The sequence below is a fragment of the Mycobacterium sp. NGS40 genome, assembly GCF_059812735.1.
Map to the genome: position 1 here is coordinate 1 of NZ_JCALDG010000016.1, position 23485 is coordinate 23485.

Annotated in this window: 15 protein-coding genes, 2 pseudogenes and 1 riboswitch; of the genes and pseudogenes, 8 read left to right on the forward strand and 9 right to left on the reverse strand. The window is 65.5% G+C overall.

The genetic code is table 11. From position 1 onward, the window contains the following. The first annotated feature begins 168 nt into the window (after nt 1-168). Nucleotides 169-585 (forward strand): pyridoxamine 5'-phosphate oxidase family protein, encoded by a 417-nt coding sequence (locus AC5Y5O_RS22285; RefSeq protein WP_096285055.1) that lies wholly within the window; start codon nt 169-171, stop codon nt 583-585. Here the strand turns inward: AC5Y5O_RS22285 and AC5Y5O_RS22290 are convergent. The 3 genes from AC5Y5O_RS22290 to AC5Y5O_RS22300 all read right to left on the reverse strand — a co-directional run bounded on the left by AC5Y5O_RS22290 (nt 557) and on the right by AC5Y5O_RS22300 (nt 5119). Next, nucleotides 557-1819 carry an MFS transporter gene (locus AC5Y5O_RS22290; protein ID WP_243393780.1) on the reverse strand — a complete coding sequence of 421 codons (1263 nt, stop codon included), beginning with the start codon at nt 1817-1819 and terminating at the stop codon, nt 557-559. The two genes, AC5Y5O_RS22285 and AC5Y5O_RS22290, sit on opposite strands and share 29 nt — an antisense overlap. A gap of 214 nt (nt 1820-2033) precedes the next feature. Continuing rightward, complete coding sequence (locus AC5Y5O_RS22295) at nt 2034-3344, reverse strand: PPE family protein, SVP subgroup (RefSeq protein ID WP_096285059.1); 1311 nt, start codon at nt 3342-3344, stop codon at nt 2034-2036. After that, nucleotides 3344-5119 (reverse strand): NAD-binding protein, encoded by a 1776-nt coding sequence (locus AC5Y5O_RS22300; protein ID WP_096285061.1) that lies wholly within the window; start codon nt 5117-5119, stop codon nt 3344-3346. The genes AC5Y5O_RS22295 and AC5Y5O_RS22300 overlap by 1 nt, the downstream gene beginning before the upstream one ends. A 489-nt stretch (nt 5120-5608) precedes the next feature. Between AC5Y5O_RS22300 and AC5Y5O_RS22305 the strand changes: the two are divergent. Together AC5Y5O_RS22305 and AC5Y5O_RS22310 are read left to right on the forward strand one after the other, a co-directional pair. After that, nucleotides 5609-7525, forward strand: a pseudogene (locus tag AC5Y5O_RS22305) (APC family permease); the annotation flags it as partial. Between the two features lie 11 nt (nt 7526-7536). Next, nucleotides 7537-9444: pseudogene (locus tag AC5Y5O_RS22310) on the forward strand (APC family permease); the annotation flags it as partial. A 14-nt stretch (nt 9445-9458) separates the two neighbouring features. On the opposite strand, the gene AC5Y5O_RS22315 reads toward AC5Y5O_RS22310, so the two are convergent. The 3 genes from AC5Y5O_RS22315 to AC5Y5O_RS22325 are packed head-to-tail and all read right to left on the reverse strand — an operon-like array spanning nt 9459 to nt 12676. Further along, nucleotides 9459-10193, reverse strand: coding sequence for a class I SAM-dependent methyltransferase (locus AC5Y5O_RS22315; protein WP_096290901.1), 735 nt, complete (start codon nt 10191-10193; stop codon nt 9459-9461). Beyond that, on the reverse strand, nt 10190-11329 hold the full coding sequence (gene metX / locus AC5Y5O_RS22320; RefSeq protein ID WP_096285067.1) for a homoserine O-acetyltransferase MetX: 1140 nt from the start codon (nt 11327-11329) through the stop codon (nt 10190-10192). Before metX ends, AC5Y5O_RS22315 begins: the two co-directional genes overlap by 4 nt. Nucleotides 11330-11338: 9 nt before the next feature. Continuing rightward, complete coding sequence (locus tag AC5Y5O_RS22325; protein ID WP_096285069.1) at nt 11339-12676, reverse strand: bifunctional o-acetylhomoserine/o-acetylserine sulfhydrylase; 1338 nt, start codon at nt 12674-12676, stop codon at nt 11339-11341. 174 nt (nt 12677-12850) lie between these two features. Further along, a riboswitch (SAM riboswitch) is annotated at nt 12851-12972 on the reverse strand. A gap of 127 nt (nt 12973-13099) precedes the next feature. Here AC5Y5O_RS22325 and AC5Y5O_RS22330 point away from each other — a divergent pair. Both AC5Y5O_RS22330 and AC5Y5O_RS22335 read left to right on the forward strand, forming a co-directional pair. Then, nucleotides 13100-15337 (forward strand): NADP-dependent isocitrate dehydrogenase, encoded by a 2238-nt coding sequence (locus tag AC5Y5O_RS22330; protein ID WP_500027501.1) that lies wholly within the window; start codon nt 13100-13102, stop codon nt 15335-15337. Further along, on the forward strand, nt 15334-16563 hold the full coding sequence (locus AC5Y5O_RS22335) for an NADP-dependent isocitrate dehydrogenase (protein ID WP_500027608.1): 1230 nt from the start codon (nt 15334-15336) through the stop codon (nt 16561-16563). Before AC5Y5O_RS22330 ends, AC5Y5O_RS22335 begins: the two co-directional genes overlap by 4 nt. Here the strand turns inward: AC5Y5O_RS22335 and ephH are convergent, their stop codons facing one another. After that, complete coding sequence (gene ephH, locus AC5Y5O_RS22340; protein WP_165796307.1) at nt 16564-17406, reverse strand: epoxide hydrolase EphH; 843 nt, start codon at nt 17404-17406, stop codon at nt 16564-16566. An 82-nt stretch (nt 17407-17488) separates the two neighbouring features. On the opposite strand from ephH, the gene trpS reads away from it, so the two are divergent. Continuing rightward, nucleotides 17489-18520 carry a tryptophan--tRNA ligase gene (gene trpS, locus AC5Y5O_RS22345; RefSeq protein WP_096285077.1) on the forward strand — a complete coding sequence of 344 codons (1032 nt, stop codon included), beginning with the start codon at nt 17489-17491 and terminating at the stop codon, nt 18518-18520. 10 nt (nt 18521-18530) lie between these two features. Beyond that, the gene (yhjD, locus tag AC5Y5O_RS22350) at nt 18531-19559 is read left to right on the forward strand and encodes an inner membrane protein YhjD (RefSeq protein ID WP_500027610.1); all 1029 of its coding nucleotides are present in this window, start codon (nt 18531-18533) and stop codon (nt 19557-19559) included. Here yhjD and nagA read toward each other — a convergent pair. Together nagA and AC5Y5O_RS22360 are read right to left on the reverse strand one after the other, a co-directional pair. Further along, nucleotides 19556-20668 (reverse strand): N-acetylglucosamine-6-phosphate deacetylase, encoded by a 1113-nt coding sequence (nagA, locus tag AC5Y5O_RS22355; RefSeq protein ID WP_096285081.1) that lies wholly within the window; start codon nt 20666-20668, stop codon nt 19556-19558. The genes yhjD and nagA overlap by 4 nt on opposite strands. Continuing rightward, entirely contained in the window at nt 20659-22068 is a 1410-nt protein-coding gene (locus AC5Y5O_RS22360) for a sugar porter family MFS transporter (RefSeq protein WP_096285083.1), read from the reverse strand. The genes nagA and AC5Y5O_RS22360 overlap by 10 nt, the downstream gene beginning before the upstream one ends. Before the next feature lie 100 nt (nt 22069-22168). Between AC5Y5O_RS22360 and AC5Y5O_RS22365 the strand changes: the two genes are divergently transcribed. Beyond that, nucleotides 22169-23470 carry an MFS transporter gene (locus tag AC5Y5O_RS22365; protein ID WP_500027506.1) on the forward strand — a complete coding sequence of 434 codons (1302 nt, stop codon included), beginning with the start codon at nt 22169-22171 and terminating at the stop codon, nt 23468-23470. Nucleotides 23471-23485: the final 15 nt, after the last annotated feature.

Below are 23485 nucleotides of genomic sequence, written 5' to 3' on the forward strand. Positions count from 1 at the left end.
GTAATAGCGACGAAAGGCCCTGTGCGCCAGTAATGTTGGATGAAGCAACGGTAGTCGTCTTCACGCCCGGTGCCGCAGCCATCGGGTCAGGGGCGGCCGTGCGGGATGATCATCCTGGCAAACTTCAGTCAGCGGCCCCGCCCGATCCCCATCGGGTTAGGCTGAGCCATGCCTGCAGACGATCCGGTGACCGTACTCAGCGATGAAGAGAGCTGGGACTTGCTATCGAGCACGGCATTAGGCCGTTTTGTCGTCGTCACGAACGGCCGAGCCGAAATCTTTCCGATCAACTACATCACCCAGCGCCGGACCCTGGTCTTTCGAACTGCTCCGGGTACCAAGCTCTACCACGCCGTGATGAGCGACCAGGTAGCTTTCGAGGCCGACGGCTACACCGACGTCGAGGGGTGGAGCGTGATCATCCAGGGCAGGGCACACCTGCTGACGGCCGCTGACGAGATCCTCGACGCCGAGGAAGCGCCGTTGATGGCGTGGCCGGCAACGGTGAAGCCCTACTTCGTCCGGCTGCTCCCGCTGGAGGTCTCCGGGCGCCGGTTCAGGTTCGGCACCGCTCCGGTTCGGTAGTAGCCGTCAGCACCTCGGAGGCCATCGCCGTCGCTACATCGCGCGGGTAGGTACGCCGGGCAACCACGAGCAAGAGCCCCGCGGCGACGATCGGCATGACAAGCATGATCAGAAAGGTGTCGCCCAACGCGCCGGGGGTGTCGCCCAGCGCCGCGGACACCCCGCCGAACACCACCGGCGCCAGCCCGGTAGACACCGACACCAGGGTGCTCCGCACCGCCTCCGCCGTGCCCCACAGCCGGGAATGCACGATGTCCAGCCTTGCCGCATTCAGCGGTGGGTTCACCCCACCCATCGCGGTACCCGCGAAGAACGCGAATATCAGCGCCAACACCAGGCTGTCCGCGAGCAGCGTCGGAAGGATGAATACCGCCGCGGCGAGAAAAGCCGCCCCGCCCACCATGATCCGAGCGCTGATGTGCCCCCGATGGGTCAGCCAGTCGGCCATGCGTCCGGTGGTGAGCACGCCGGTCAGCGCCCCGACCCCGAGGACGGCGATCAGCATGGTGGCCACCGACTGGCCGATCTCGAACCGGCCGCACAGCAAGGCGACACCGAACGTGCTCAACCCGGTCGAGAAGAAGTAGCCGAACGAGGACGCCGCGATCAGAACGACATTGGTGCGCACCGACGCCACCCAGCGCAGTTCCCGCCAGACCGAGCGGTGCGGCGCATCCGTCACCCGGTCGCCGAGTCGGCTGCCACGCGACGGTTCGCGCAGCAGTGTGCCCACCGCGACGCTGAGCAGGAAACCCACCGCGGCCAGCCAGCCGAAACCGAGCCGCCAGCTGAGGGCCCCGAGTTCGCCCGCGACCAGCAGCCCGATCGCCGTACACGTGCCCTCACCCGCGAGGACGAGCCCGTACACGCGACCGCGCTCGGCCGGCTTGAAGTAGTCGCCGACCAGCGAGGCGACCACGGGCCCGGACACCGCGATCCCGGCGCCGAGGGCCACCCGGCATGCCAGCAGCCAGCCGTAGCTGGGGCTGGCCGCGCTGAGCGCCATCGCCGCCGAGCACAGCAGCAGCGCCATCCACAGCAGGCGCACCCGCACGGTGCGGTCGGCCAGCGGCCCGGCCACCAGCGTGGCGACGGCACCGACGCCGGTCGACACCGTGACCAGCAGGCCAACCTGAATGTTGTTGATGTGCAATGACTGCGTGAGTGGGACAACCAGTGCCCCCACGGTCCCGGCATCGGCGCTTTGCAGCCCGACGACCAAAGCGAGCAGCACGATTGGCTTCCATCGCGGGGGACGCTGGGAATCCGCAACTTTCGCGGTTGGATAATCCCGTACCGCGGAGGCGTACTCTGCGGCCCTCGGCACGAGCTCAAGATACCGTGCGCGACAACATGTTTAGCTCCAACTATGACGCGATTCGAGGCCCGCGCTCAACTTTAAGATGCAGTTCCTCTGTTGGACGTCGTCGGTCAGTGGTGAATTCACATCAGCGACCCAGCAGTCGATTCCGCTGCTCGGTGTATTCCTGGTCGGAAATCAGCCCCTCGTCGCGCAGCCTGGCGAATTCGCGTATCTCGGCTGCGATTCCCGTCACCACGGTGCGCGGCTCGTCCCCGGCGGCGGTATCGTCGTCGCCGATTCGCGGGGCCGCGGCACTGACTGCCTGGGGCCCGACCCGATCCTTGGCGCGCGCGCCGAAACCATCGCGGATGGCACGCCCGGCCGTGCCGGCCAGGGCCATCTCGCCGAACGAGCTACCCAAACCGGGGGTCACCGCCTGCGGTGCGAACGCGGCCGGCGTTGCCGGCAAAGCCAGCGCAGTCGGCTGCACGGCCGGCGTCGCGGAAGCCCAGGTGGGCGGCACCGAGAGCCGTCCGACCGCCTCGGCCTCGCCCAGGCCCGCCGACACCGTGTTGGAAACCACATTCGGCCCCGATACGGAGGGCGTCACGCTCTTCACCACAGCCTCCGGTGCGGTTCCCGCGGCGTCCCACCCACTGACGATGTCGTCAGTGTGTATACCGGTCTGGGCACCGACCAGGTCGATCGGAAGGGAAATTGCCCCGAGTGGTGCCAGTGGCGCGTCGACGGCGTAGGCAATGGCGTCGGCACCCAGGTCGATCGCGTCCCTCGGTGTCGACAAGCCGAGCGCAGACGCGGCGGCGGTCGCCACGTCGGATCCCGTCGCACTGGTCACCACGCTCTGCGCCGAGCCGGCGGGCACCTCACCGGCCTGGGCCACCGCATCCGCCTGGCTTGCCGTCCCGCTCGGGTCGGTGTTTTGTCGTGGCGCGGCGAACGGCGTCAGCTGTGTGGCCGCTGCCGTCGAACCGGCGTAGCCATACATCGCCGCCGCATCCTGCGCCCACATCTCGCTGTACTGGGCCTCGGTGGCCGCGATGGCGGGCGTGTTCTGCCCCAACAGGTTTGTGGCGATCAACGACATCAGCAGGCTGCGGTTGGCGGCCACCTCCGTCGGGGGAACCGTTGCGGCGAAAGCGGACTCATACGCGGCCACGGCCGCAATGGCCTGCCCGGCCGTTTGCTCGGCTTGCGCGGCGGTTCGGCCCATCCATGCCGCGTACGACGCGGCGGCCGCCGCCATCGTCACCGACGACGGACCCCGCCATGGTCCCGCGGCAAGCTCAGAGACCACCGACTGATAAGAGTGTGCCGACGAGTATAGTTGTGCCGCAAGCTCTTCCCACGCCTGGGCGGCGGTCAGCATCGGGCCGGACCCGGGACCGCTGTACATCAGGCCGGAGTTGACCTCCGGCGGAAGTGTCGCGAAATCCATTACGCGCCGGCGCCGTTCGAGCGAACGATGGAGTAGGCTTCGCCCGGGCACGGGTGAGCGGCAGCATCGGTAGACGGCTGTCCCTTGCGCAAGGTGGCCAGCAGTTCCCGGTATGGGCCGACGAGGTAGACGGTGTCTCCGGCGCTGAGCCGGGCATCGCGGCGCGGGTGCAACTGAACCGGGGCGTCGTCGCGGGTAATCGCGATCACCCGGATTTGGGTTGACACCTCGAACATCTGCAACCCGTCTAGTTCACTGCCGGCCTGCACATGCATGCCACCAACCAAGAAGGATCGGCTTCCGACTGAAAACGTGCCCAGCACTTGCAGACCCATTGCGGCGCCGATGAACCACGGTGCGGCCAACTCGACCGTGGAACGTACATTCTCGAACCCGAATCGCTGTGCGACCGCGGAACCGAGGTCGTGATCGTAGACCCGCAGCACCACCGGAACCTCACTCCACCGGCTGTTGCCTGCCGTTGTCAGCTGGGAGCCCAGCATCTCCCGAAGCACGATTCCGGTCTCGATATTGACCATGTCGTCACGAGTCAGCACCGCGATCGCGCGGGCGGTTTCGACACGGGCGGCCTCCAGCGTCTGGCGCAGGGTCGCGTCCCCGAAGATCACCGGCACGTCAAGTTCGGTCATCGTCGACAGAAATGGGTTGCCCTGGTCACGCTCGATGACCGCGACGTCATAGCCTTCCGCGATCAGATCGGTGACGACCCGGATGCCCAGCGCGCTAAGGCCGACGACGATGACGTGGTTGCGCAGGTGCCGTGCCCGTGGGCGTCCGGAGGACCAGACGAACCGCCGGGACAACATCACATCAGCGACGAAGGAGACCAGCAGGGCGGTGGTGGTCACGCCGCCCAACATCAGCATGGCGGCGTAGAACCGCAACCAGGTCGGCTGTTTGGCGAAGCTGAAGTCACCGTAGCCCGTGGTGGTGATCGTCTCGTTGGTGAAGTAGAACGCGTCGACCCACGACATCCCCGGGTGGGTGTAGGAGAAATGCAGCAGCGTCGTCGAGCCGATGACCAAAACGCCCAGCGCCGCGATCACGGGGTAGAAGGCGGGATTGACGTCATTGGAGAGGGTGCGCAAGGCGTAAATCATTCGGCGCAGCCGCGGCTGACGGGTACGCGTTCTGTTTTGACGCGGTGCCTTGATCCCGCAGGCGGCCACCTCCTCGGTGGTGCCGATCATGGCCGTCCAGTCGCCCGCGTTGACGCGCATGTCCCGCCCCGGGCAGACCACGACTTCACCGGGGCTGAGGGTCTTCTCACCGTTGACAATTGCTACGGGAGCCAGGTCGCCGTAGATCTCACGCAAGGCCGCGTCGTAGGGCGCTTCGGCGCCGAAGACAACGAATTGCATTCCGGCGGCTTCGAAAGGGTGGGTAGTGCGTGCCAAGCACGCTTCGACGACTGCCGGCGCCGCGAGGTCCGCAACGCCCAGGATCGCGCTCAGCCCGTCGTCGGCGGCGACGGCCTCGCGCAACACGTCGTTGGCCAGTCGCGCCACGACGCGAATATCGGGATTGGCCTTACGCGCCAGCAGGGCGATCTCGAGATTCGTGGCATCGTCCACGCCGGCGCAGATGACCGCCGACGCGTGCGCGACGCCGGCCTTGGCGAGTTCGGTCTTGACGCGGGCGCCGGCGAGGTCGGAGTCGAGGAGCCTGGCAACGCTTGCGCCCGCCCTTTTCAGCTCCTCGATGATCGTCGTCGCCAGCGCGTCATCACCGCTGACGATGACGCACTGGTGCATGAGATTCCGCCCCTTTCAGAAGATTTGGCCGATCGTAACAGCTGATGAATCGCTGTGAGCCTCAGCAGAATTCACTGGAAAGTAAGCGAATGTCCGCCCTGGCGCCATAATTCCGTTGGAGCACAACATAATTCACCGATTCAGTGAACTCGACAGCCCGGCTGGTGTAGTTGCCGGACCCGCCCACGGCATGAGTGTTTGCTGGTAGTTACCTGATTTCATGGTGATCTTAGTGAGCCTCAGTTGTTGCCGAATGTGGTTGAAATCGGCTGCTTTTGTGATCCAAGAGACCTTCTTTGTTACACCCAGATGACCAACTTCGAATCTCCTGCCAGTATCGCTGAAAACTTGCTGTGTCTTTGCGGACTTTCCTGCTCCTTGTCGTCTGGCGGGGAAGAGACATGACACCTTCGAGGCGCTACGCTTTCGGCGGGTTTCATCGGATGGGGATTCGGATGGGGATAAGGAATATGGCCTGTGGCAACAACTTTGGATGACAAGCACAAGGCGTGGTCATCGTTCTCCGACGTGTGCAAGCGCGGCCTGCTCGGAAAGCCTTTGATCACCGACGAGCTCCAGCATGAAAGATTGTCGAATCCCGTTGCGCTGGGTGTGCTGTCGCCGGATGCAATTTCGTCGACCGCCTACGGGTCCGAACAGATCATGATCGAGCTGCTGCCGGCAGCGGGAATGGCCGCCTTTGCATTGCTGCTTCCGATTACCGGCGTGATCCTGTTGATCCTGGTGCTGGTGTCCGCGTCCTATCGCCAGGTTGTCATGGTCTACACCCGGTCGGGCGGATCGTATGTGGTCGCGCGCGAGAACTTCGGGCCGCGGGTGGCCCAGGTTGCCGCCGCCGCGCTGCTAATCGACTACGTCGTCACCGTCGCGGTGCAGTGTGCCGCCGGCACGGTCGCGGTGGTGTCGGCGGTTCCGGTGCTGGGGCCCTTCAGCCTGGAGATCACGGTGGGGGTGGTCCTGCTGATGTGCTTCGCGAACCTGCGCGGACTGCGGGAAGCAGGAGTTCGCTTCGCGGTACCGACCTACGCATTCGTCGCCATGGTGTCGCTGATGATCGTGGCCGGGATCGTCCGTGAATTCCTGGGCAATCTGCCAACATACGATCCGCAACACATGGCGGGAGTCGTCCCCGTGCATCAGGGTGGTGGACTGATCATGGGCGCGACGGTACTGATCGTGTTGCGCGCGTTCGCCAATGGCGGCTCGTCGCTCACCGGAGTGGAAGCCATCTCCAATACGGTCAACAGTCTGCGCAAGCCCGAAGGTGTCAATGCCCGGCGGGTGATGACGATCATGGCCTGCATACTCGGCTTTCTGCTGGCGGGTGTGGCGTGGCTGGTGCACGTTACGCACGCCGCGCCCTATGTGGACGGCTATCCGTCGATGTTGTCCGAAATCGCCCGGGCTGTCTTCGGCGACGGTGCGATCGGTCATGTCCTGTACTTCTTGTTGCAGGCATCGACCGCGGCGATCCTGTACACCGGCGGCAATACCAGCTTCAACGGATTCCCCGCGCTGGCCAGTTTCGTCGCCGAAGACCGCTTCATGCCCCGGCCGCTGATGAAGCGCGGACACCGATTGGTGTTCTCCAACGGTATCCTCACCCTCACCGCGCTGGCGGTGGCGTTGCTGGTCATCACCGGCGGCTCCGTCGACGCGCTGGTTCCGTTCTATGCGATCGGTGTGTTCACCGGATTTTCGATGGCCGGCTACGGCATGACCAAGCACTACCTGACTCAACGCGGAGCGGGGTGGCGCTACAAGATCGCCGTGAATCTGTCGGCCGGGATCCTGTCGACGATCGTCGTGTGCATCTTCGCAGTGGCCAAGTTCACCGAGGGTGCGTGGCTCATCGTCGTCGTCTTTCCGCTGTTGGTCTTCGCGCTGATGCGGCTCAACCAGAAGTACCGCGCCGAGGCTTCGGTACTGGAGATGTCGCATTCTGAAAGTCCTGTGCTGCAACGCTACTCGCGACATCGAGTCCTGGTCTTGGTGGATGCCGTCGATCTCGCCGAGATCGAGGCGCTGCGCTACGGCAACGGATTGCATGCCGACGAGCTGACAGCGGTGCACTTCATGCTGGACGCGCTGAGCGCCGAGCGGTTACGGCAGCGGTGGGAGCGCTTCGAGCACCACACCCCGCTGCGGATGGTCGACTGCCCCGACCGCCACTTAGCAAGGGCCGCACATGAATTGGTGCTGCGGGTGCTCGACGACCATCCCGACACCATGGTGACGGTATTGCTACCGCGCCGAACGTATTCGCCGCTGGTAGGCCGACTCCTGCACGACCGCACCGCGGACAAGATCGCCCGCGCGGTCAGCCGCATTTCCGGTGCGACGGCACAGATCGTGCCCTATGACATCGAGTCCCGGATCGCGGAGGTGACCCGGGTATGACGAACCCCGGAATACCGCTGTCATTTTCCGACAGGTGCAAGCGGACCTTCCTCGGAAAGCCACTGACCACCGATCAGCTGGAATCGGAACGACTGTCGAATCCTGTTGCGCTCGGCGCGCTTTCACCGGACGCTATCTCGTCGACCGCGTACGGTCCCGAGCAGATCATGCTCGAGCTGTTGCCGGCGGCCGGAATGGCGGCGTTCGCGTTGTTACTTCCGATCACCGGAGTCATCCTCGTCATTCTGGCGCTGGTCTCGGCGTCCTACCGGCAGGTCGTGATGACCTACGTGCGCTCCGGCGGCTCCTATACCGTTGCCCGGGAGAACTTCGGTCCGCGGGTGGCGCAGGTCGCGGCGGCGGCGTTACTGATCGACTATGTGGTCACCGTGGCGGTGCAACCCGCGGCCGCGACCGTGGCGGTCGTCTCGGCGATTCCGGTCTTGCGTCCGTACCATCTGGAAATCACGCTGGCCGCGGTGGTGCTGATCTGCTTGGTCAACCTGCGTGGGGTGCGACGGTCGGGCCGGGCGTTCGCAATGACCACCTATGCCTTCGTCGCCATGATCGCCGTGACCATTCTGACCGGTTTCGTTCGTGAAATCATCTGGGGTTTACCAAAATACGACCCGCAGCACATCGCCGGTGCCGTGCCGGTGCATCAGGGTGGTGGACTGGTGATGGGTGCGACGGTGCTGATCGTGTTGCGTGCGTTCGCCAATGGCGGCGCCTCGTTGACCGGTATCGAAGCGGTTTCCAACAGTGTCGACGTTTTCCAGAAGCCCGAGGGCGTCAACGCCCGTCGCGTCATCACGGTGATGGCGTGCATCCTCGGCTTCCTGCTGGCCGGGGTGGCCTGGCTCGCGCACGTCACCCACGCCGTGCCGTATCTCGACGAATACCCGTCGATGTTGTCCGAGATCGCCCACGCCGTCTTCGGTAACGGTGTGCTGGGCCATGTCTTGTACTTCCTGGTGCAGGCGTCGACCGCGGCGATCCTGTTCACCGGCTGCAACACCAGCTTCAACGGTTTTCCCGCGTTGGCCAGTTTCGTGGCCGAGGACCGCTTTCTGCCCCGCCCGCTGACCAAGCGCGGTCATCGGCTGGTGTTCTCCAACGGCATCCTGCTGCTCGCCGGTCTGGCGCTGACGCTGCTGGTGATCACCGAGGCGAAGGTGAGCGCGCTGGTGCCGTTCTTCGCGATCGGTGTGTTCACCGGATTTTCGATGGCCGGCTACGGCATGGCCAAACACCATTACAAGCAACGCGGGCCGGGGTGGCGGAGCAAGTTCGTCGTCAATGTGTCGGCGGGGATCTCCTCGACGATTGTGGTGGCGATCTTTGCGGTGGCCAAGTTCACCGAAGGTGCGTGGCTCGTCGTGGTCGTATTCCCGGTGCTGGTGTTCACCCTGATACGGCTGAACAAGAAGTACCGTGCCGAGGCTTCCGTCCTGGAGATGTCGCACGGAGCGGACATCGACCTGGACCGGCATCCGCAACTGCAGGTGCTGGTGTTCGTCGACTCGGTCGACCTCGCCGAGGTGGAAGCACTGCGCCTCGGGTACGGGCTGCACGCCGACGAGCTCACCGCGGTGCATTTCGTGATCGATGTCGATCATGCGATGCGGCTGCGGGAGCGCTGGGATCGCTTCGAACACGACACCCCGCTGTGGTTGATCAACTGCCCGGATCGGCATTTGAGCCGGGCGGCACACGAATTGGTCAGGCGGGTGCTCAGTGATCACCCCGGCAGCAAGGTGACGGTGCTGTTGCCGCGCCGGACCTTCTCGCCGCTGCTGGGCCGGCTGCTGCACGATCGCACCGCGGACAAGATGGCTCGCGCCGTCAGCCGCATCCGTGGGGCGACCGCGATCATCGTGCCCTATGACATCGAGTCCAGGATCACCGCGCAGGACCGTCAGCCGGCCAGCGTCGCCCGGATGCAGACGGTGACGTAGGGCATCGCCAGCCCGGTCGAATTCGCCAGCGCCGGGTGGGTGGCCAGCAGCCGGCGTACCTGGTCGAGCGTTTGAGTGCGGACTTCGGTCGGCGAGGTGATGCAGTAGCTGCGCGAGGCAACCAAGTCGATCAAGGCTTGCGGCGTAAGGTAATTCGTCCACTCAACCTGATGACGCTGACGCTCGGCAAACGGCAGGGGCAGCGTGACGTCGAAGCGGCGTCCGTCGCCGTCGCTTCCGATGATCTGACCGAGCTCCCGCACCCAGCCGAGCCGCTCGTCGCGGGTGTTCCACACCAGGCCCAGTCGTCCGCCGGGACGCAGCACGCGGGCCACTTCGGGAATCGCTCGTTCCGGGTCCACCCAGTGCCACGCCTGGGCGACCAGCACGGCGTCAACGCTGTTGTCCTCCAACGGAATCTCTTCGGCGGTGCCCAGCACCGCACGAGTTTCCGGCAGCGAGGCGCTCAGCACCTCGAGCATGTCCGGAATCGGGTCCACCGCCACCACGTCGAGGCCGCGTTCCACCAGCCTGGTGGTGAGCTTGCCGGTGCCCGCGCCCAGATCCAGCACCTGACGCGCACCCCGCGGCAACAGCCAGTCGATCGCCTCGGGTGGATACGACGGGCGGCCACGCTCGTAGGCGGCGGCCGCTGAACCGAAGGACAGGGAGCGGTCGTGCCTCGACCGGGTCACGGCCGACACGCACCTTCGTTCGCAGCCAAATCCAGTGTCTCGCGGACCAATTCGCCCACCGCCTCGGTCTCCACCAGAAATCCGTCATGCCCGCAGATCGAGTCGACAATCTGGAGCCCGCGACAGCCCGGCAACAGGTCGGCCATCTCCTGCTGCAAGCGCAGCGGATACAGCCGGTCGGAGGTGATGCCGCCGACCACGGCCGGCACCGGGCACCCGCGCAGCGCCTTGCTCACCCCGCCGCGGCCGCGGCCGACGTCGTGGCTGTTGAGCGTCTCGGTCAGGATCACGTAACTGCCGGCGTCGAAACGGGCCAGGATCTTGTCGCCCTGGTGTTCCAGATAGCTCTGCACCGCGTAGCGCCCGCCGTCGGACGGGTCCTCGTCGCTTTGGCTGTCGTTGGCGAACCTGTTGTCGAGTTCGACCTCGCCGCGGTACGTCAGATGGGCGAAGCGCCGGGCGATCGACAGTCCGGCATCCGGAGACCGGCCGGTGTCGTGGTAATCGCCGCCTTGCCAATTCGGGTCGGCCTTGATCGCCGCGATCTGGGTGGTCTGGGTGCCGATCTGGTCGGCGGTGGCACGTGCCCCGACGGCCAGCAGCAATCCGGCCCGGACCCGCTCGGGGCGGCCGACCATCCATTCCAAAGCCCTTGCGCCGCCCATGGATCCGCCAACGACAGCGGCGACCTGGTTTATTCCCAGCGCGTCGAGGGCGGCGATGTCCGCCTCGACCTGGTCGCGTACCGTGATCAGCGGGAACCGGGAACCCCATGGTTTGCCGTCCCGGGCAAGCGAACTCGGCCCGGTGGAGCCACGGCACCCACCCAGCACATTGGTCGCGACCGCGCACCAGCGGTTGGTGTCGATCGGCGCGCCCGGCCCCGCGATTCCGTCCCACCAACCGGGTGTGGGATGTCCCGGCCCGGCCGGGCCGGTGATGTGCGAATCGCCGGTGAGAGCGTGCAAAACCACCACGACGTTGTCGCGGGTCGGGGACAGCTCGCCCCAGCGCTGCACGGCGATACAGACGTTGTCGATGACCGCGCCGCTCTCTGTGGTCAGCGAGCCGATGTCGACCAGGCCGACCTCGCCTTCGGCGGGCAGCGTTTGGGTGGGGACGTCGGAGATCGTCATGTCAGGTCCCTAGAAAGCCGCCACGGACTGTGGGTCAGAACTGTTCGGGACGGCGGCGAATCCGAGCTCCAGGTCGGCCAGGATGTCGTCGATGTTCTCGATGCCGACGGCCAGGCGCACCAGTCCGGGTGTGACGCCGGTGCTCAGCTGCTCGGCGGGACTCAGCTGGGCGTGGGTGGTCGACGCCGGGTGGATCACCAGCGAGCGCACGTCGCCGATGTTGGCGACGTGGCTGTGCAGTTGCAGCGCGTTCACGAACGCCTTGCCCGCCTCGACACCGCCGGCCAGCTCGAACGCCAGCACCGCACCGGTTCCCTTGGGCGCCAGCTTCTTTGCCCGCTCATGCCACGGTGAGCTGGGCAGCCCCGCGTAGTTCACCGACAGCACGCCGTCGTGAGCCTCGAGGAACTCCGCGACCCGTTGCGCGTTGGCGACGTGGCGCTCGATACGCAGGCTCAGCGTCTCCAGACCCTGGGCCACCAGGAACGCGTTGAAAGGCGACGCCGCGGACCCCAGGTCGCGCAGCAATTGCACGCGCGCCTTCAGGGCGAACGCCGGCGGTCCGAGCTCGGCGAACACCACGCCGTGGTAGCTCGGGTCGGGTGTGGTGAACCCGGGGAAGCGGCCCTGCGTCCAGTCGAAGGTGCCGCCGTCGACGATGACCCCGGCGATCGCGGAGCCGTGCCCGCCCAGGTACTTGGTCGCGGAGTGCACCACGATGTCGGCGCCGTGGGCGAATGGCTGGATCAGGTACGGCGTGGCGATCGTGTTGTCGACGATCAGCGGTACGCCGTTGGCGTGGGCCACCCCGGCGACACCGGGGATGTCCAGGATGTCGATCTGCGGGTTGGAGATCGTCTCGGCGAAGAAGGCCTTGGTGTTGGGCCGCACCGCCGCCTGCCATGAATCCAGGTCGTCGGGATCCTCGACGAAGGTCACCTCGATGCCGAGCTTGGGCAGCGAGTAGTGGAACAGGTTGTAGGTGCCGCCGTACAGGCGAGGGCTGGACACGATGTGATCGCCGGCACATGCGAGGTTCAATATGGCGAATGTCTCAGCGGCCTGTCCGGAGGACAGAAACAGTGCGGCGACGCCGCCCTCGAGTGCGGCGATCCGCTGCTCGACGACATCGGTGGTCGGGTTACCGATCCGGGTGTAGATGTTGCCGGGAACCTCGAGCCCGAACAGGGCGGCGGCGTGGTTGGTGTCGTCGAAGACGTACGAGGTGGTCTGGTAGATCGGCAGGGCGCGTGCGTTGGTGGCCGGGTCCGGCTGCTGGCCGGCGTGCACCTGCTTGGTTTCGAACGACCAATGCGCGGTCGGATCGGTGTCGGTGTCGGCGCTCATGAGCGGGGCTTTCTGCTGGAAGGGGACGTGTCGAGGTGCTGGTAGCCGCCCGGGACGCCTGCATCGAAGACGTCAGCCGGGGGCCGGTGGTTCAGCACCGACACGCGATGAGACGCGGATGAGGTGGGTGACTGCACATCACGTTCCCTGTCTACTCAGGGGCCCGTCATGGCGGACCCGCGCTTGCCGGATAGCCGGTGCTGTGGCTACTCAACCTGGTCATCACCCGGGGCACCCCACCGCGGTTGGAGGGTTGCCGGCCAGCAAGCCGGGGCTTGATGCTGGCGCTCATGACCAATACGAAGACTAGCTTACTGAGCCGACTGGATGCCAATGGCAGGTCGACACCTGCTCAAACGCCCTTGATAACGTGGCAAGGACAACGCTGAGCCCCCCAAAATCTGATCGGGAGAGGGACCGTCCGTGAGCGCCGATAAGCCGACCGTCATCTACACGCTGACCGACGAGGCGCCGTTGCTGGCGACCTACGCGTTCCTGCCGATCGTGCGGGCTTTCGCCGAGCCGGCCGGCATCGAGATCAAGACCAGCGACATCTCGGTGGCCGCCCGGATCCTCGCCGAGTTCCCCGAGCACCTGACCGAAGAGCAGCGGGTGCCGGACAACCTGGCCGAACTGGGCCGGCTGACCAAGCTGGCCGACACCAACATCATCAAGTTGCCGAACATCAGCGCCTCGGTGCCCCAGCTGGTTGCCGCGATCAAGGAGCTGCAAGGCAAGGGCTACAAGATCCCCGACTTCCCGCAGAGCCCGAAGACCGACGAAGACAAGGAAATCCGCGAGCGCTATTCGAAATGCCTTGGCAGCGCCGTCAACCCGGTGCTGCGCCAAGGAAACTCGGACCGTCGCGCGCCGAACGCGGTCAAGGAGTACGCGCGCAAGCACCCGCACAGCATGGGTGAGTGGTCCCAGGCATCGCGCACCCACGTTGCGACGATGAAGCACGGCGACTTCTATCACGGCGAGAAGTCGATGACGCTGGACCGCGGGCGCAGCGTGAAGATGGAGCTGGAGACCAAGGGCGGCAAGAAGATCGTGCTCAAGCCGACCGTGTCGCTACGCGACGGCGACATCATCGACAGCATGTTCATGAGCAAGAAAGCGCTCTGCGAGTTCTACGAGGAGCAGATGGAGGACGCGCGCAAGACCGGCGTGATGTTCTCGCTGCACGTGAAGGCGACGATGATGAAGGTATCCCACCCCATCGTCTTCGGACACGCCGTCAAGGTCTTCTACAAGGACGCGTTCGCCAAACATCAGGCGTTGTTCGACGAACTCGGCGTCAACGTCAACAACGGATTGGTCGACCTGTACGACAAGATCGAGTCGCTGCCGGCGTCGCAGCACGACGAGATCATCCGTGACCTGCACGCCTGCCACGAGCACCGTCCCGAACTGGCCATGGTCGATTCGGCCAAGGGCATCAGTAACTTTCACTCGCCCAGCGATGTGATCGTGGATGCGTCGATGCCGGCGATGATCCGCGCCGGCGGCAAGATGTACGGGGCCGACGGCCGGCAGAAGGACACCAAGGCCGTCAACCCGGAATCGACCTTCGCCCGGATCTACCAGGAGATCATCAACTTCTGCAAGACGCACGGCGCCTTCGACCCGACCACGATGGGCACCGTCCCCAACGTCGGACTGATGGCTCAGCAGGCCGAAGAGTACGGCTCGCATGACAAGACGTTCGAGATCCCCGAGGACGGCGTCGCCAACATCGTCGACCTCGACACCGGGGACGTGCTGCTGACGCAAAACGTGGAAGCCGGCGACATCTGGCGCATGCCGATCGTTCGCGACGAGCCGATCCGCGACTGGGTCAAACTGGCCGTCAACCGGGCGCGCAATTCGGGCATGCCGGTGGTGTTCTGGCTGGACCAGGAGCGTCCGCACGAGAACGAACTACGCAAGAAGGTCAACACGTACCTGGCCGAGCTGGACACCGAGGGCCTCGACATCCAGATCATGTCGCAGGAACGCGCCATGCGGCACACCATCGAACGCGCCATGCGCGGACAGGACACCATCGCCGCGACCGGAAACATCCTGCGCGACTACCTGACCGACCTGTTCCCGATCCTGGAGCTGGGCACCAGCGCCAAGATGCTGTCCATCGTGCCGTTGATGGCCGGCGGCGGGATGTACGAAACGGGAGCCGGTGGTTCGGCGCCCAAGCACGTGCACCAGCTTGTCGAGGAGAACCATCTGCGCTGGGACTCCCTCGGCGAATTCCTGGCTCTGGGAGCGTGTTTCGAGGACATCGGGATCAAGACGGACAACGCGCGCGCCAAGATTCTGGCCAAGACGCTGGACGCCGCCATCGGCAAGTTGCTGGACAACAACAAGAGTCCGTCACGCAAGACCGGTGAACTCGACAACCGGGGCAGCCAGTTCTATCTGGCGATGTACTGGGCTTGCGAACTCGCCGAGCAAACCGACGACGAAGAGCTGCGTGAGCACTTCGCCCCGCTGGCCGACTCGCTGCGCGAGAACGAGGAATCCATCGTGGCCGAAATGGCAAAGGTACAAGGCGAACCGGTCGACATCGGTGGTTACTACCAGCCCGACAGCGAAAAGACGACCGCCGTGATGCGGCCGAGCAAGACGTTCAATGAAGCGATAGCGGCTTCGCAGGGCTGACCGTGCCCAAGATCAAAGTCAAGGGGCCCGTCGTCGAGCTCGACGGTGACGAGATGACCCGCGTCATCTGGAAGATGATCAAGGACATGCTGATCCTTCCGCACCTTGACATCAACTTGGAGTACTACGACCTGGGCATCGAGCACCGAGACCGCACCGACGACCAGGTGACGATCGACGCGGCGTATGCCATCAAGAGGCACGGTGTGGGTGTCAAGTGCGCCACGATCACCCCCGACGAGGCGCGTGTCCGGGAGTTCAACCTCAAGAAGATGTGGCTTTCGCCGAACGGGACGATTCGCAACATTCTGGGCGGCACCATCTTCCGTGAACCGATCGTGATCTCGAACGTGCCTCGGCTGGTGCCGGGCTGGACCAAGCCGATCGTCATCGGCCGTCATGCATTCGGCGACCAGTACCGGTCGACGAATTTCAAGGTCGACAAGCCCGGCACTGTCGCAATAACTTTCACGCCCGCTGACGGTGGCGAGCCGGTTGTGCACGAGATGGTGGACATCCCCGAGCACGGTGGCGTCGTAATGGGGATGTACAACTTCCGCGACTCCATCCGCGACTTCGCCCGGGCGTCATTCGCCTACGGGCTCAACGCCAAATGGCCCGTGTACCTGTCCACCAAAAACACCATCCTCAAGGCCTACGACGGCATGTTCAAAGACGAGTTCCAGCGCATCTACGACGAGGAGTTCAAGGCACAGTTCGAAGCCGAGGGGCTGACCTACGAGCACCGGCTGATCGACGACATGGTGGCCGCCTGCCTGAAGTGGGACGGCGGTTACGTCTGGGCCTGCAAGAACTATGACGGTGACGTCCAGTCCGACACCGTCGCACAGGGTTACGGCTCGCTGGGGCTGATGACCTCGGTGCTGATGACGGCCGACGGCAAGACCGTCGAGGCCGAGGCAGCGCACGGCACCGTCACCCGGCACTACCGGCAGTATCAGGCCGGCAAGCCGACGTCGACCAACCCGATCGCCTCGATCTTCGCCTGGACGCGGGGACTGCAGCACCGCGGCAAGCTGGACAACACGCCTGCCGTCATCGACTTCGCCCAGAAGCTGGAATCCGTCGTCATCGCCACCGTCGAGAGCGGCAAGATGACCAAGGATCTCGCCATCCTGATCGGACCCGATCAGAAGTGGCAGCAGAGCGAGGAGTTCCTCGCCTCGATCGCCGAGAACCTGGACAAGGCGCTGGCGCGGGCCTGACTAGCCGGTGGATTGCTGCGGGCGCGAGTCCGCCCGGCTGCACTCGTCGAGGAAGCCGGTGATCACCTGGGTGACGCGGTCGGGCGCCTCGAACATCGGGACATGCCCGACTCCGTCGAGCTTGGTGACCCGGTGGCCCTCCGGCAGGTGCCGGGTGAAATGCCGGCTGAACCTGGGTGCCGGGATGACCCGGTCCTTCTCGCAGACCACCAGGTGGGCGGGCACGGCGTTGAGCGCGAGCTCACGCAATCCGTGCAGCAGCAACGCCTTGACCAGCAGCTGTAGGTAGGCCGGGCAGTGCGCGACGTCGTCGATGATGCCGCTGAGTTTGTGCTCGCTGACCCCGTCCGGCGAGGCGCTGAGCGCGTAGGTGGACAGTTGGCGGCTGAACGGCAGCTGCAGCACCCGCGTCCCGAACAGCCAGGCGAGCACCAGCAGCGGGATACCCAGCACGAACTTGCCGATGACCTCGAATTTTGCCGGGCTCCACCGCGTCCAGCCACCGGCCGGCGCGATGCCGGTGACGCTGCGGGCCCGACCGCGCCGCTCGAGCTCGAACGCGACCCAGCCGCCCAGCGAGTTGCCCACGATGTGTGCGGTCTCCCAGCCCAGTTCGTCCATTTGCCGCTCGACGTGGTCGGCGAGCACCCCCGAACTGAGAAACCAGGTCCCGGCCGACGGTCCACCGTTGTGACCTGCCATGGTCGGGGCGAACACCTCGTAGCGGCCGGTGTCCGCCAGCTGCTGCGCGACGTCCTCCCAGACCATCTGGGAAAGCAGGAACGGGTGCAGCAGCAGGACGGGCTCTCCGGAACCCAGGTGGATCGGCTCGCGCGTCGTCATGCAGCCGACATTAAATGCGGTACCGCCGGTACCGCAAGCGAGGGCGCGGCGACCAAAGCGCGCGTGAAAAGATCGGGGCATCATGAGCACCACTACCGGACCCCGCCGGATCCTCTCCGGCGTGCAGCCCACGTCTGATTCGCTTCACCTCGGCAATGCGCTGGGCGCGATTACCCAGTGGGTTGCGCTGCAGGACGACCACCCCGACGAATATGACGCCTTCTTCTGCGTGGTCGACCTGCACGCGATCACCGTCGCGCAAGACCCCGAGGCACTGCGCCGCCGAACCCTGGTCACCGCCGCCCAGTACCTCGCGCTGGGAATCGACCCCGCCCGCAGCACCGTCTTCGTGCAAAGCCACGTCCCGGCCCACACCCAGCTGGCCTGGGTGCTGGGTTGCTTCACCGGCTTCGGTCAGGCATCGCGGATGACGCAGTTCAAGGACAAGTCGCAGCGCCAGGGCACCGATTCCACCACCGTGGGGCTGTTCACCTATCCGGTGCTGCAGGCCGCCGACGTGCTGGCCTACGACACCGATCTGGTCCCCGTGGGTGAGGACCAGCGCCAGCACCTCGAGCTGGCCCGTGACATCGCGGAGCGGTTCAACAGCCGCTTCCCGGACACGTTCGTCGTTCCCGACATGCTCATTCCCAAGGCCACCGCCAAGATCTACGACCTGGCCGACCCGACGTCGAAGATGAGCAAGTCGGCGGCCACCGATGCCGGCCTGATCAATCTGCTCGACGATCCGGCATTGTCCGCGAAGAAGATTCGCTCGGCCGTGACCGACAGCGAACGTGAGATCCGCTTTGACGTCGAGGTCAAGCCGGGTGTATCGAATCTGCTGACCATCCAGTCGGCGGTCACCGGAGTCGACGTCGACAAGCTCGTGGACGGATACGCCGGGCGCGGCTACGGGGATTTGAAGAAGGAGACGGCCGAGGCCGTCGTCGAATTCGTCACCCCGATCAAGGCCCGCGTCGACGAATTGACATCGGATTTGGCCGAATTGGAGGCCGTGCTGGCGGCAGGCGCACAGCGCGCCGATGAAGTGGCCGGAAAAACAGTCCAGCGGGTCTACGATCGGCTGGGGTTTCTTCCGCAACGGAGGTAGTGCGCTCACCATGGACGAGCCGGCCAAGCCCGGAATCCTTGACCGGTTGCGGGCCCGGTTCGGATGGCTCGACCACGTGCTGCGCGCCTACAAGCATTTCGACGCGCGCAACGGCGGCTTCTTGGCGGCCGGGCTCACCTACTACACGATCTTCGCGCTATTCCCTTTGCTGATGGTCAGTTTCGCGGTCGTCGGTTTCATACTGGCCCGAGATCCGCAGTTGCTCGCCAGCATCGACGGCCACATCCGCGACACGATCTCGGGCGCCCTCGGACAGCAGTTGGTGAATTTGATGAATTCGGCGATCAACGCGCGCGCGTCGGTCGGTGTGATCGGTCTGATCACCGCGGCGTGGGCCGGTCTGGGCTGGATGTCGCACACACGCGAGGCGGTGACCGAGATGTGGTGGGACGAACCGATCCAGTCGCCGGGCTTCGTGCGCGGCAAGCTGTCCGATCTGGTCGCGATGGTGGGGACGTTCGTGGTCATCCTCGCGACCGTGGCGCTGACCGCGTTAGGCCACGCGGCTCCGATGCGCGCGGTGTTGAAATGGCTTGGCATACCCGATTTCTCGATATTCGGCGTGATATTCCGGGGCCTATCGATACTGGTGTCGCTGCTGGTGTCGTGGATGCTGTTCACCTGGATGATCGGCCGGCTGCCGCGACACAAGGTCAGCCTGCCAAACTCGGCGCGCGCCGGCCTACTCGCGGCGATCGGCTTCGAGCTGTTCAAACAGGTGGCCTCGATCTACTTGAGCGTCGTGCTGCGCAGCCCGGCGGGTGCGACGTTCGGGCCGGTGCTGGGCTTGATGGTGTTCTCCTACATCACCGGGTATCTCGTGCTCTTCGCCGCGGCCTGGGCGGCGACGCTTTCCAACGACCCGCGCAGCAAGTACGCTCCGCCGCCCGCGCCCGCGATCATCGCTCCACGCGTCCTGCTCGACGAGGGGATCAGCACCCGACAAACGCTGACCGCGATGGCGATGGGAGCCTTTGGCGCGCTTGCTGTTTCCCGGCTGACCCGCTGGCTGCGCTAGCGCCAGTGGCCCCGTTTCATGACGGCGGTGACCCGCAAGTCGCGATTCAGCACAACAAGATTGGCGTCGTAGCCGGCCCGCAGCTCGCCCACCTGCTGTAGGCCCAGGGCCCGCGCCGGGGTCGCCGAGGTCATCCGCACCGCGGCCTCCAGTCCTGCCTGGGCGGCCGCGGTGCGGAAGAGCTGATCCATCGTCGCGGTGCTGCCGGCGATGGTAGTCGTCGCATGCACCCGGGCCACACCGGATTCGACGTCGATCGCTACCCCGCCGAGCTGATAGCTGCCGTCGGCGCATCCGGCGGCGGCGATCGCGTCGGTGATCAGCGCCACCCGGTCGGCCCCGGCGGCACGCATGGCCGCAAGCGCCATCGCGGGGTGCATATGCACGCCATCGGCGATCAGCTCGACGGTGACGTCCGGGTGCTCCAGTAGTGCCAGCGCCGCTCCGGGCTCGCGGTGATTCAGCGGCGGCATCGCGTTGAACAGATGCGTGCCCACCGTGGCGCCCAGCGCGATCGCCTGCCGGGTGAGTTCATACGTCGCATCGGTATGTCCTACGGCGACAACAACTCCCGCTTCCCGAAGGCGCCGGATCGCCTCGCCGCTGCCGGGTCGCTCCGGCGCCAGGGTGACCATCCGGATCGCGCCGTCGGCGGCGGCCAGCAGTTCGTCGATCTCGGCGGGATCGGGGTCACGCATATGGACGGGGTCGTGTGCACCGCAGCGCGCGGTGGACAGCCACGGCCCTTCCAGGTGGATGCCCGCCAGCGTGCCGTCTCGAGTCGCGTCGGCCAGTGCTCGCACACCTGCGAGCAGCTTGTCGGGCGACGTGGTGACCAGGCTGGCCATCGTGGTGGTCGTGCCGTGGCTCAGGTGAAAGTCCGCGGCGCCGCCGATGTTTTCGGCGTCCACATACGACGCCCCGCCGCCGCCGTGCACATGCATGTCGATAAACCCGGGCGCCACAATGCAATCCGGGAAATCCTGGTCGGGTGGTCTGGGCGGGTTGCCGGACCCGCAGGTGAAAATCTGCCATCCGGCGATCTGCACCCATCCTGGCCGGCAGAGCTTGCCATCGAGAACGACGGCGCCCGCACGGATCAGGTGCACGGGTCTTCCCAGTGGCCGCCGTTTTCCCAGAAGCGCCGGATCTCCTCGAGCTGTCGACCCTTGGTCTCCGGCGCGAACTTGTAGACGAATCCGAACGCGATCACGGCCAACACCCCGAATGCCGCGAAAGTGCCCGCGCCGCCCAAGGAATGCAACATCGTCAGGAAAACCGCCGCGACGATCGCGTTGGCGATCAAGTTAGAGGTCAACATCGTGCTCGACCCGATCGACCGCAACCGGGTGGGGAAGCTCTCGCTGGCGTACACCCAGCCCAGCGAGCCGAAACCCAGGGTGTAGCCGATGATGAACAGCAGAATGCCGGCAAATCCGAGCGCCGCGCCGCCGAAGCCCCCGGCGAACACGACCGTCAGCACGATGTCCGCGGCGATCATCATGGCGATGCCGCACAACAGGATTGGTCGCCGGCCGACCCGGTCCACGAGCGTCAACGCTGCGCCCACCGCGGCCAAACCGGCGACCTGCACCAGTGCCGGCAGGCCCAGTAGCGCGAAATTTCCGCTGAATCCCATGGCTTCGAATATGCGGGGGCTGTAGTAGATGATCGCGTTGATGCCGGTGATCTGGAGCAGGAAGCCAAGCACGATCACAAACAGGGTGGCCCGTAGATACGGTGGTCGCAACATCTCGCCGATGCCGCCTTTGAAACCGGGGGAGCCTTCGCTCAACGCGCGGCCGACCTCGGCCAGCTCGGCGTCGGCGTTGGCGGCAGGCTCCACGAGCAGCAGCGCGCGCCGGGCGTCGTCGACCCGGCCTTTGAGCAGGTACCACCGGGCCGTGTCGGGCAGCCGAAGCACCAACGGCAGCAACAGGATCACCGGTACCGCAGCCAGCCCCAGCATCCAGCGCCAGCTGTGGCCGCCGGCCAACAAGTAACCGGCGAGATACCCGACGATCAGGCCGCTGACGATCGCCAGTTGATAGGTCGTCAGCAACGCGCCGCGCACCGCCGTCGGAGCCGACTCCGCGATGAACACCGGGACCACCACCACCATCACACCGATCGACGCGCCCAACAGCAGCCGTGCCGCCAGCAGCATCGGCAACGACGTCGAGAACGCACCCAGCAGCGCGAAGGTCGCGTAGGCGATCAGGATCAGCATGATCGATTTCTTGCGGCCGATCGCATTGGCGAGCACACCGGCGCCGAGCGCCCCGGCGATCTGCCCGATCACCACCATCGTCGTCAGCAGTTCTTGCTGGGATGTGGTGAGTGCGAAGTCTTCGGTGATGAACAGCTGCGCGCCGGCGATGATGGACAGGTCGTATCCGTAGATGAGCCCGACACTTGCGCCGGTGAGCCCGATGCGCGGACCTCTCAACTGATCCTCACCCGCACGACGGTGCCACAGCAAACATTGGCGGTCAACGATCACGCGCATCGGGCCTGAGCTGTCCGCCGATTGGGGGATAAACAATTCAACCCGCGGCATCCGATCGGAGGATGTTATTGATTCTTGACCAACCTTAGATTCTGTTGTTATGCCCGTCACCCTGGTTCCCGCCCCCGTGGCTCAGCCGCGCGTGTTCGGGCGGCTGCTTTCCCAGGGCACCTTTTACACCGCAGGCATGCAACTCAGCAACGGCACCGTGATACTGCCGTTGATCTGCGCGCACCAGGGCCTGACCTGGGTGGCGGCGCTGCTCTTTCCGGCCTTCAGCTTCGGCGACATCGTCGGAAACTCGGTGTCGCCACTGGTGCTGCAGCGAGTGGGCCAGATGCGGCACCGGCTGCTGGCCGTGATCGCGGCCAGCGTGGCCGCGCTGACCCTGTGCGACGCCCTGATTCCGTGGCGCGGCGCCACCACCGCGGTGGTGTTTCTGCTGACCTGCGTGCTCGCGGGAGTGCTGCTCGGAATCGCCGGCGTCGCCTACCCCGACATGGTCTCCAGCAAGCTATCCGGCGCGCGGCGCGGTGAGCTGTTCCTGTACCAGAGTGCCATCGGGTCGGTGCTGGCCACCGTCGTCACGCTTTTCGTCGTGCCGCTGCTGGCCCACGGCAACGAGATGGCGTATCGACGCGATCTGTTGTGGCTGGGTGCGGTCGGGCTGGCCGGTTCGGCCGTCGCGGCGCTGTTCGTCGGCCAGTCGCGGTCCACGTCTACCACCACCCGGATGTCGATGCGGGACACCTACCGGGAGGGTTTCGCGGTCGCCCGGTCCCAGCCGTGGTTTGGCCGGTACATGGTCGCCTGCCTGTTGTTCGGCCCGGTCACCCTGGGCACCACCTTCTATGCGCTGCGCACCGCTCACCACAGTCGCAGCCTGCATGTGCTGGTGATCCTGTCCAGCATCGGACTGGTTTTCGGGTCGCCGCTGTGGCGCAAGGTGTACCGCCTGTTCGGAGTGCGCGGGATGATGCTGGGCAGCGCGCTGCTCAGCGTCGCCGCCGCCACGCTGACCCTGACGGCCGAAGTCTGCGGCCAATGGACCCACATCTGGGCGTACGGCACGGTGTTCTTGATGGCGACGGTGGCCGCCCAGGCCGTCTTCGCCGCGGCGATTTCGTGGATCAGCGTGGTCGCCGATGAGTCGCACCGCGGGACCCTGATCGCGTTCAGCTCGACGCTGGTTGCCGTCGAAACCATGGCACTGGCGGCGGTGCTCGGGAACCTCGCGCAGAACCACTCCACCATCTGGCCCGACGTCGTGGTGCTGATCCTGGCCATCGGCGCCGCACTGGCTTCGCTGGGCGCTCCGCCGTCGGAAACACGGCGGGCGGTCACTCCCGTTCGCCGGTCCTTTCCGGCCGTCTCACCGGCGGTGAGCCTGCAGGCCGCCTAGCGTTGCGCCCTCAAT

What these genes read in the sequence shown, in the direction of transcription:
- AC5Y5O_RS22285 (WP_096285055.1), top strand. Translation starts at nt 169, where the DNA reads ATGCCTGCAGACGATCCGGTGACCGTACTCAGCGATGAAGAGAGCTGG.
- AC5Y5O_RS22295 (WP_096285059.1), bottom strand. Translation starts at nt 3,344, where the DNA reads ATGGATTTCGCGACACTTCCGCCGGAGGTCAACTCCGGCCTGATGTAC.
- AC5Y5O_RS22300 (WP_096285061.1), bottom strand. Translation starts at nt 5,119, where the DNA reads ATGCACCAGTGCGTCATCGTCAGCGGTGATGACGCGCTGGCGACGACG.
- metX (WP_096285067.1), bottom strand. Translation starts at nt 11,329, where the DNA reads ATGACGATCTCCGACGTCCCCACCCAAACGCTGCCCGCCGAAGGCGAG.
- AC5Y5O_RS22325 (WP_096285069.1), bottom strand. Translation starts at nt 12,676, where the DNA reads ATGAGCGCCGACACCGACACCGATCCGACCGCGCATTGGTCGTTCGAA.
- ephH (WP_165796307.1), bottom strand. Translation starts at nt 17,406, where the DNA reads ATGACGACGCGCGAGCCGATCCACCTGGGTTCCGGAGAGCCCGTCCTG.
- trpS (WP_096285077.1), top strand. Translation starts at nt 17,489, where the DNA reads ATGAGCACCACTACCGGACCCCGCCGGATCCTCTCCGGCGTGCAGCCC.
- yhjD (WP_500027610.1), top strand. Translation starts at nt 18,531, where the DNA reads ATGGACGAGCCGGCCAAGCCCGGAATCCTTGACCGGTTGCGGGCCCGG.
- AC5Y5O_RS22360 (WP_096285083.1), bottom strand. Translation starts at nt 22,068, where the DNA reads ATGCGCGTGATCGTTGACCGCCAATGTTTGCTGTGGCACCGTCGTGCG.
- AC5Y5O_RS22365 (WP_500027506.1), top strand. Translation starts at nt 22,169, where the DNA reads ATGCCCGTCACCCTGGTTCCCGCCCCCGTGGCTCAGCCGCGCGTGTTC.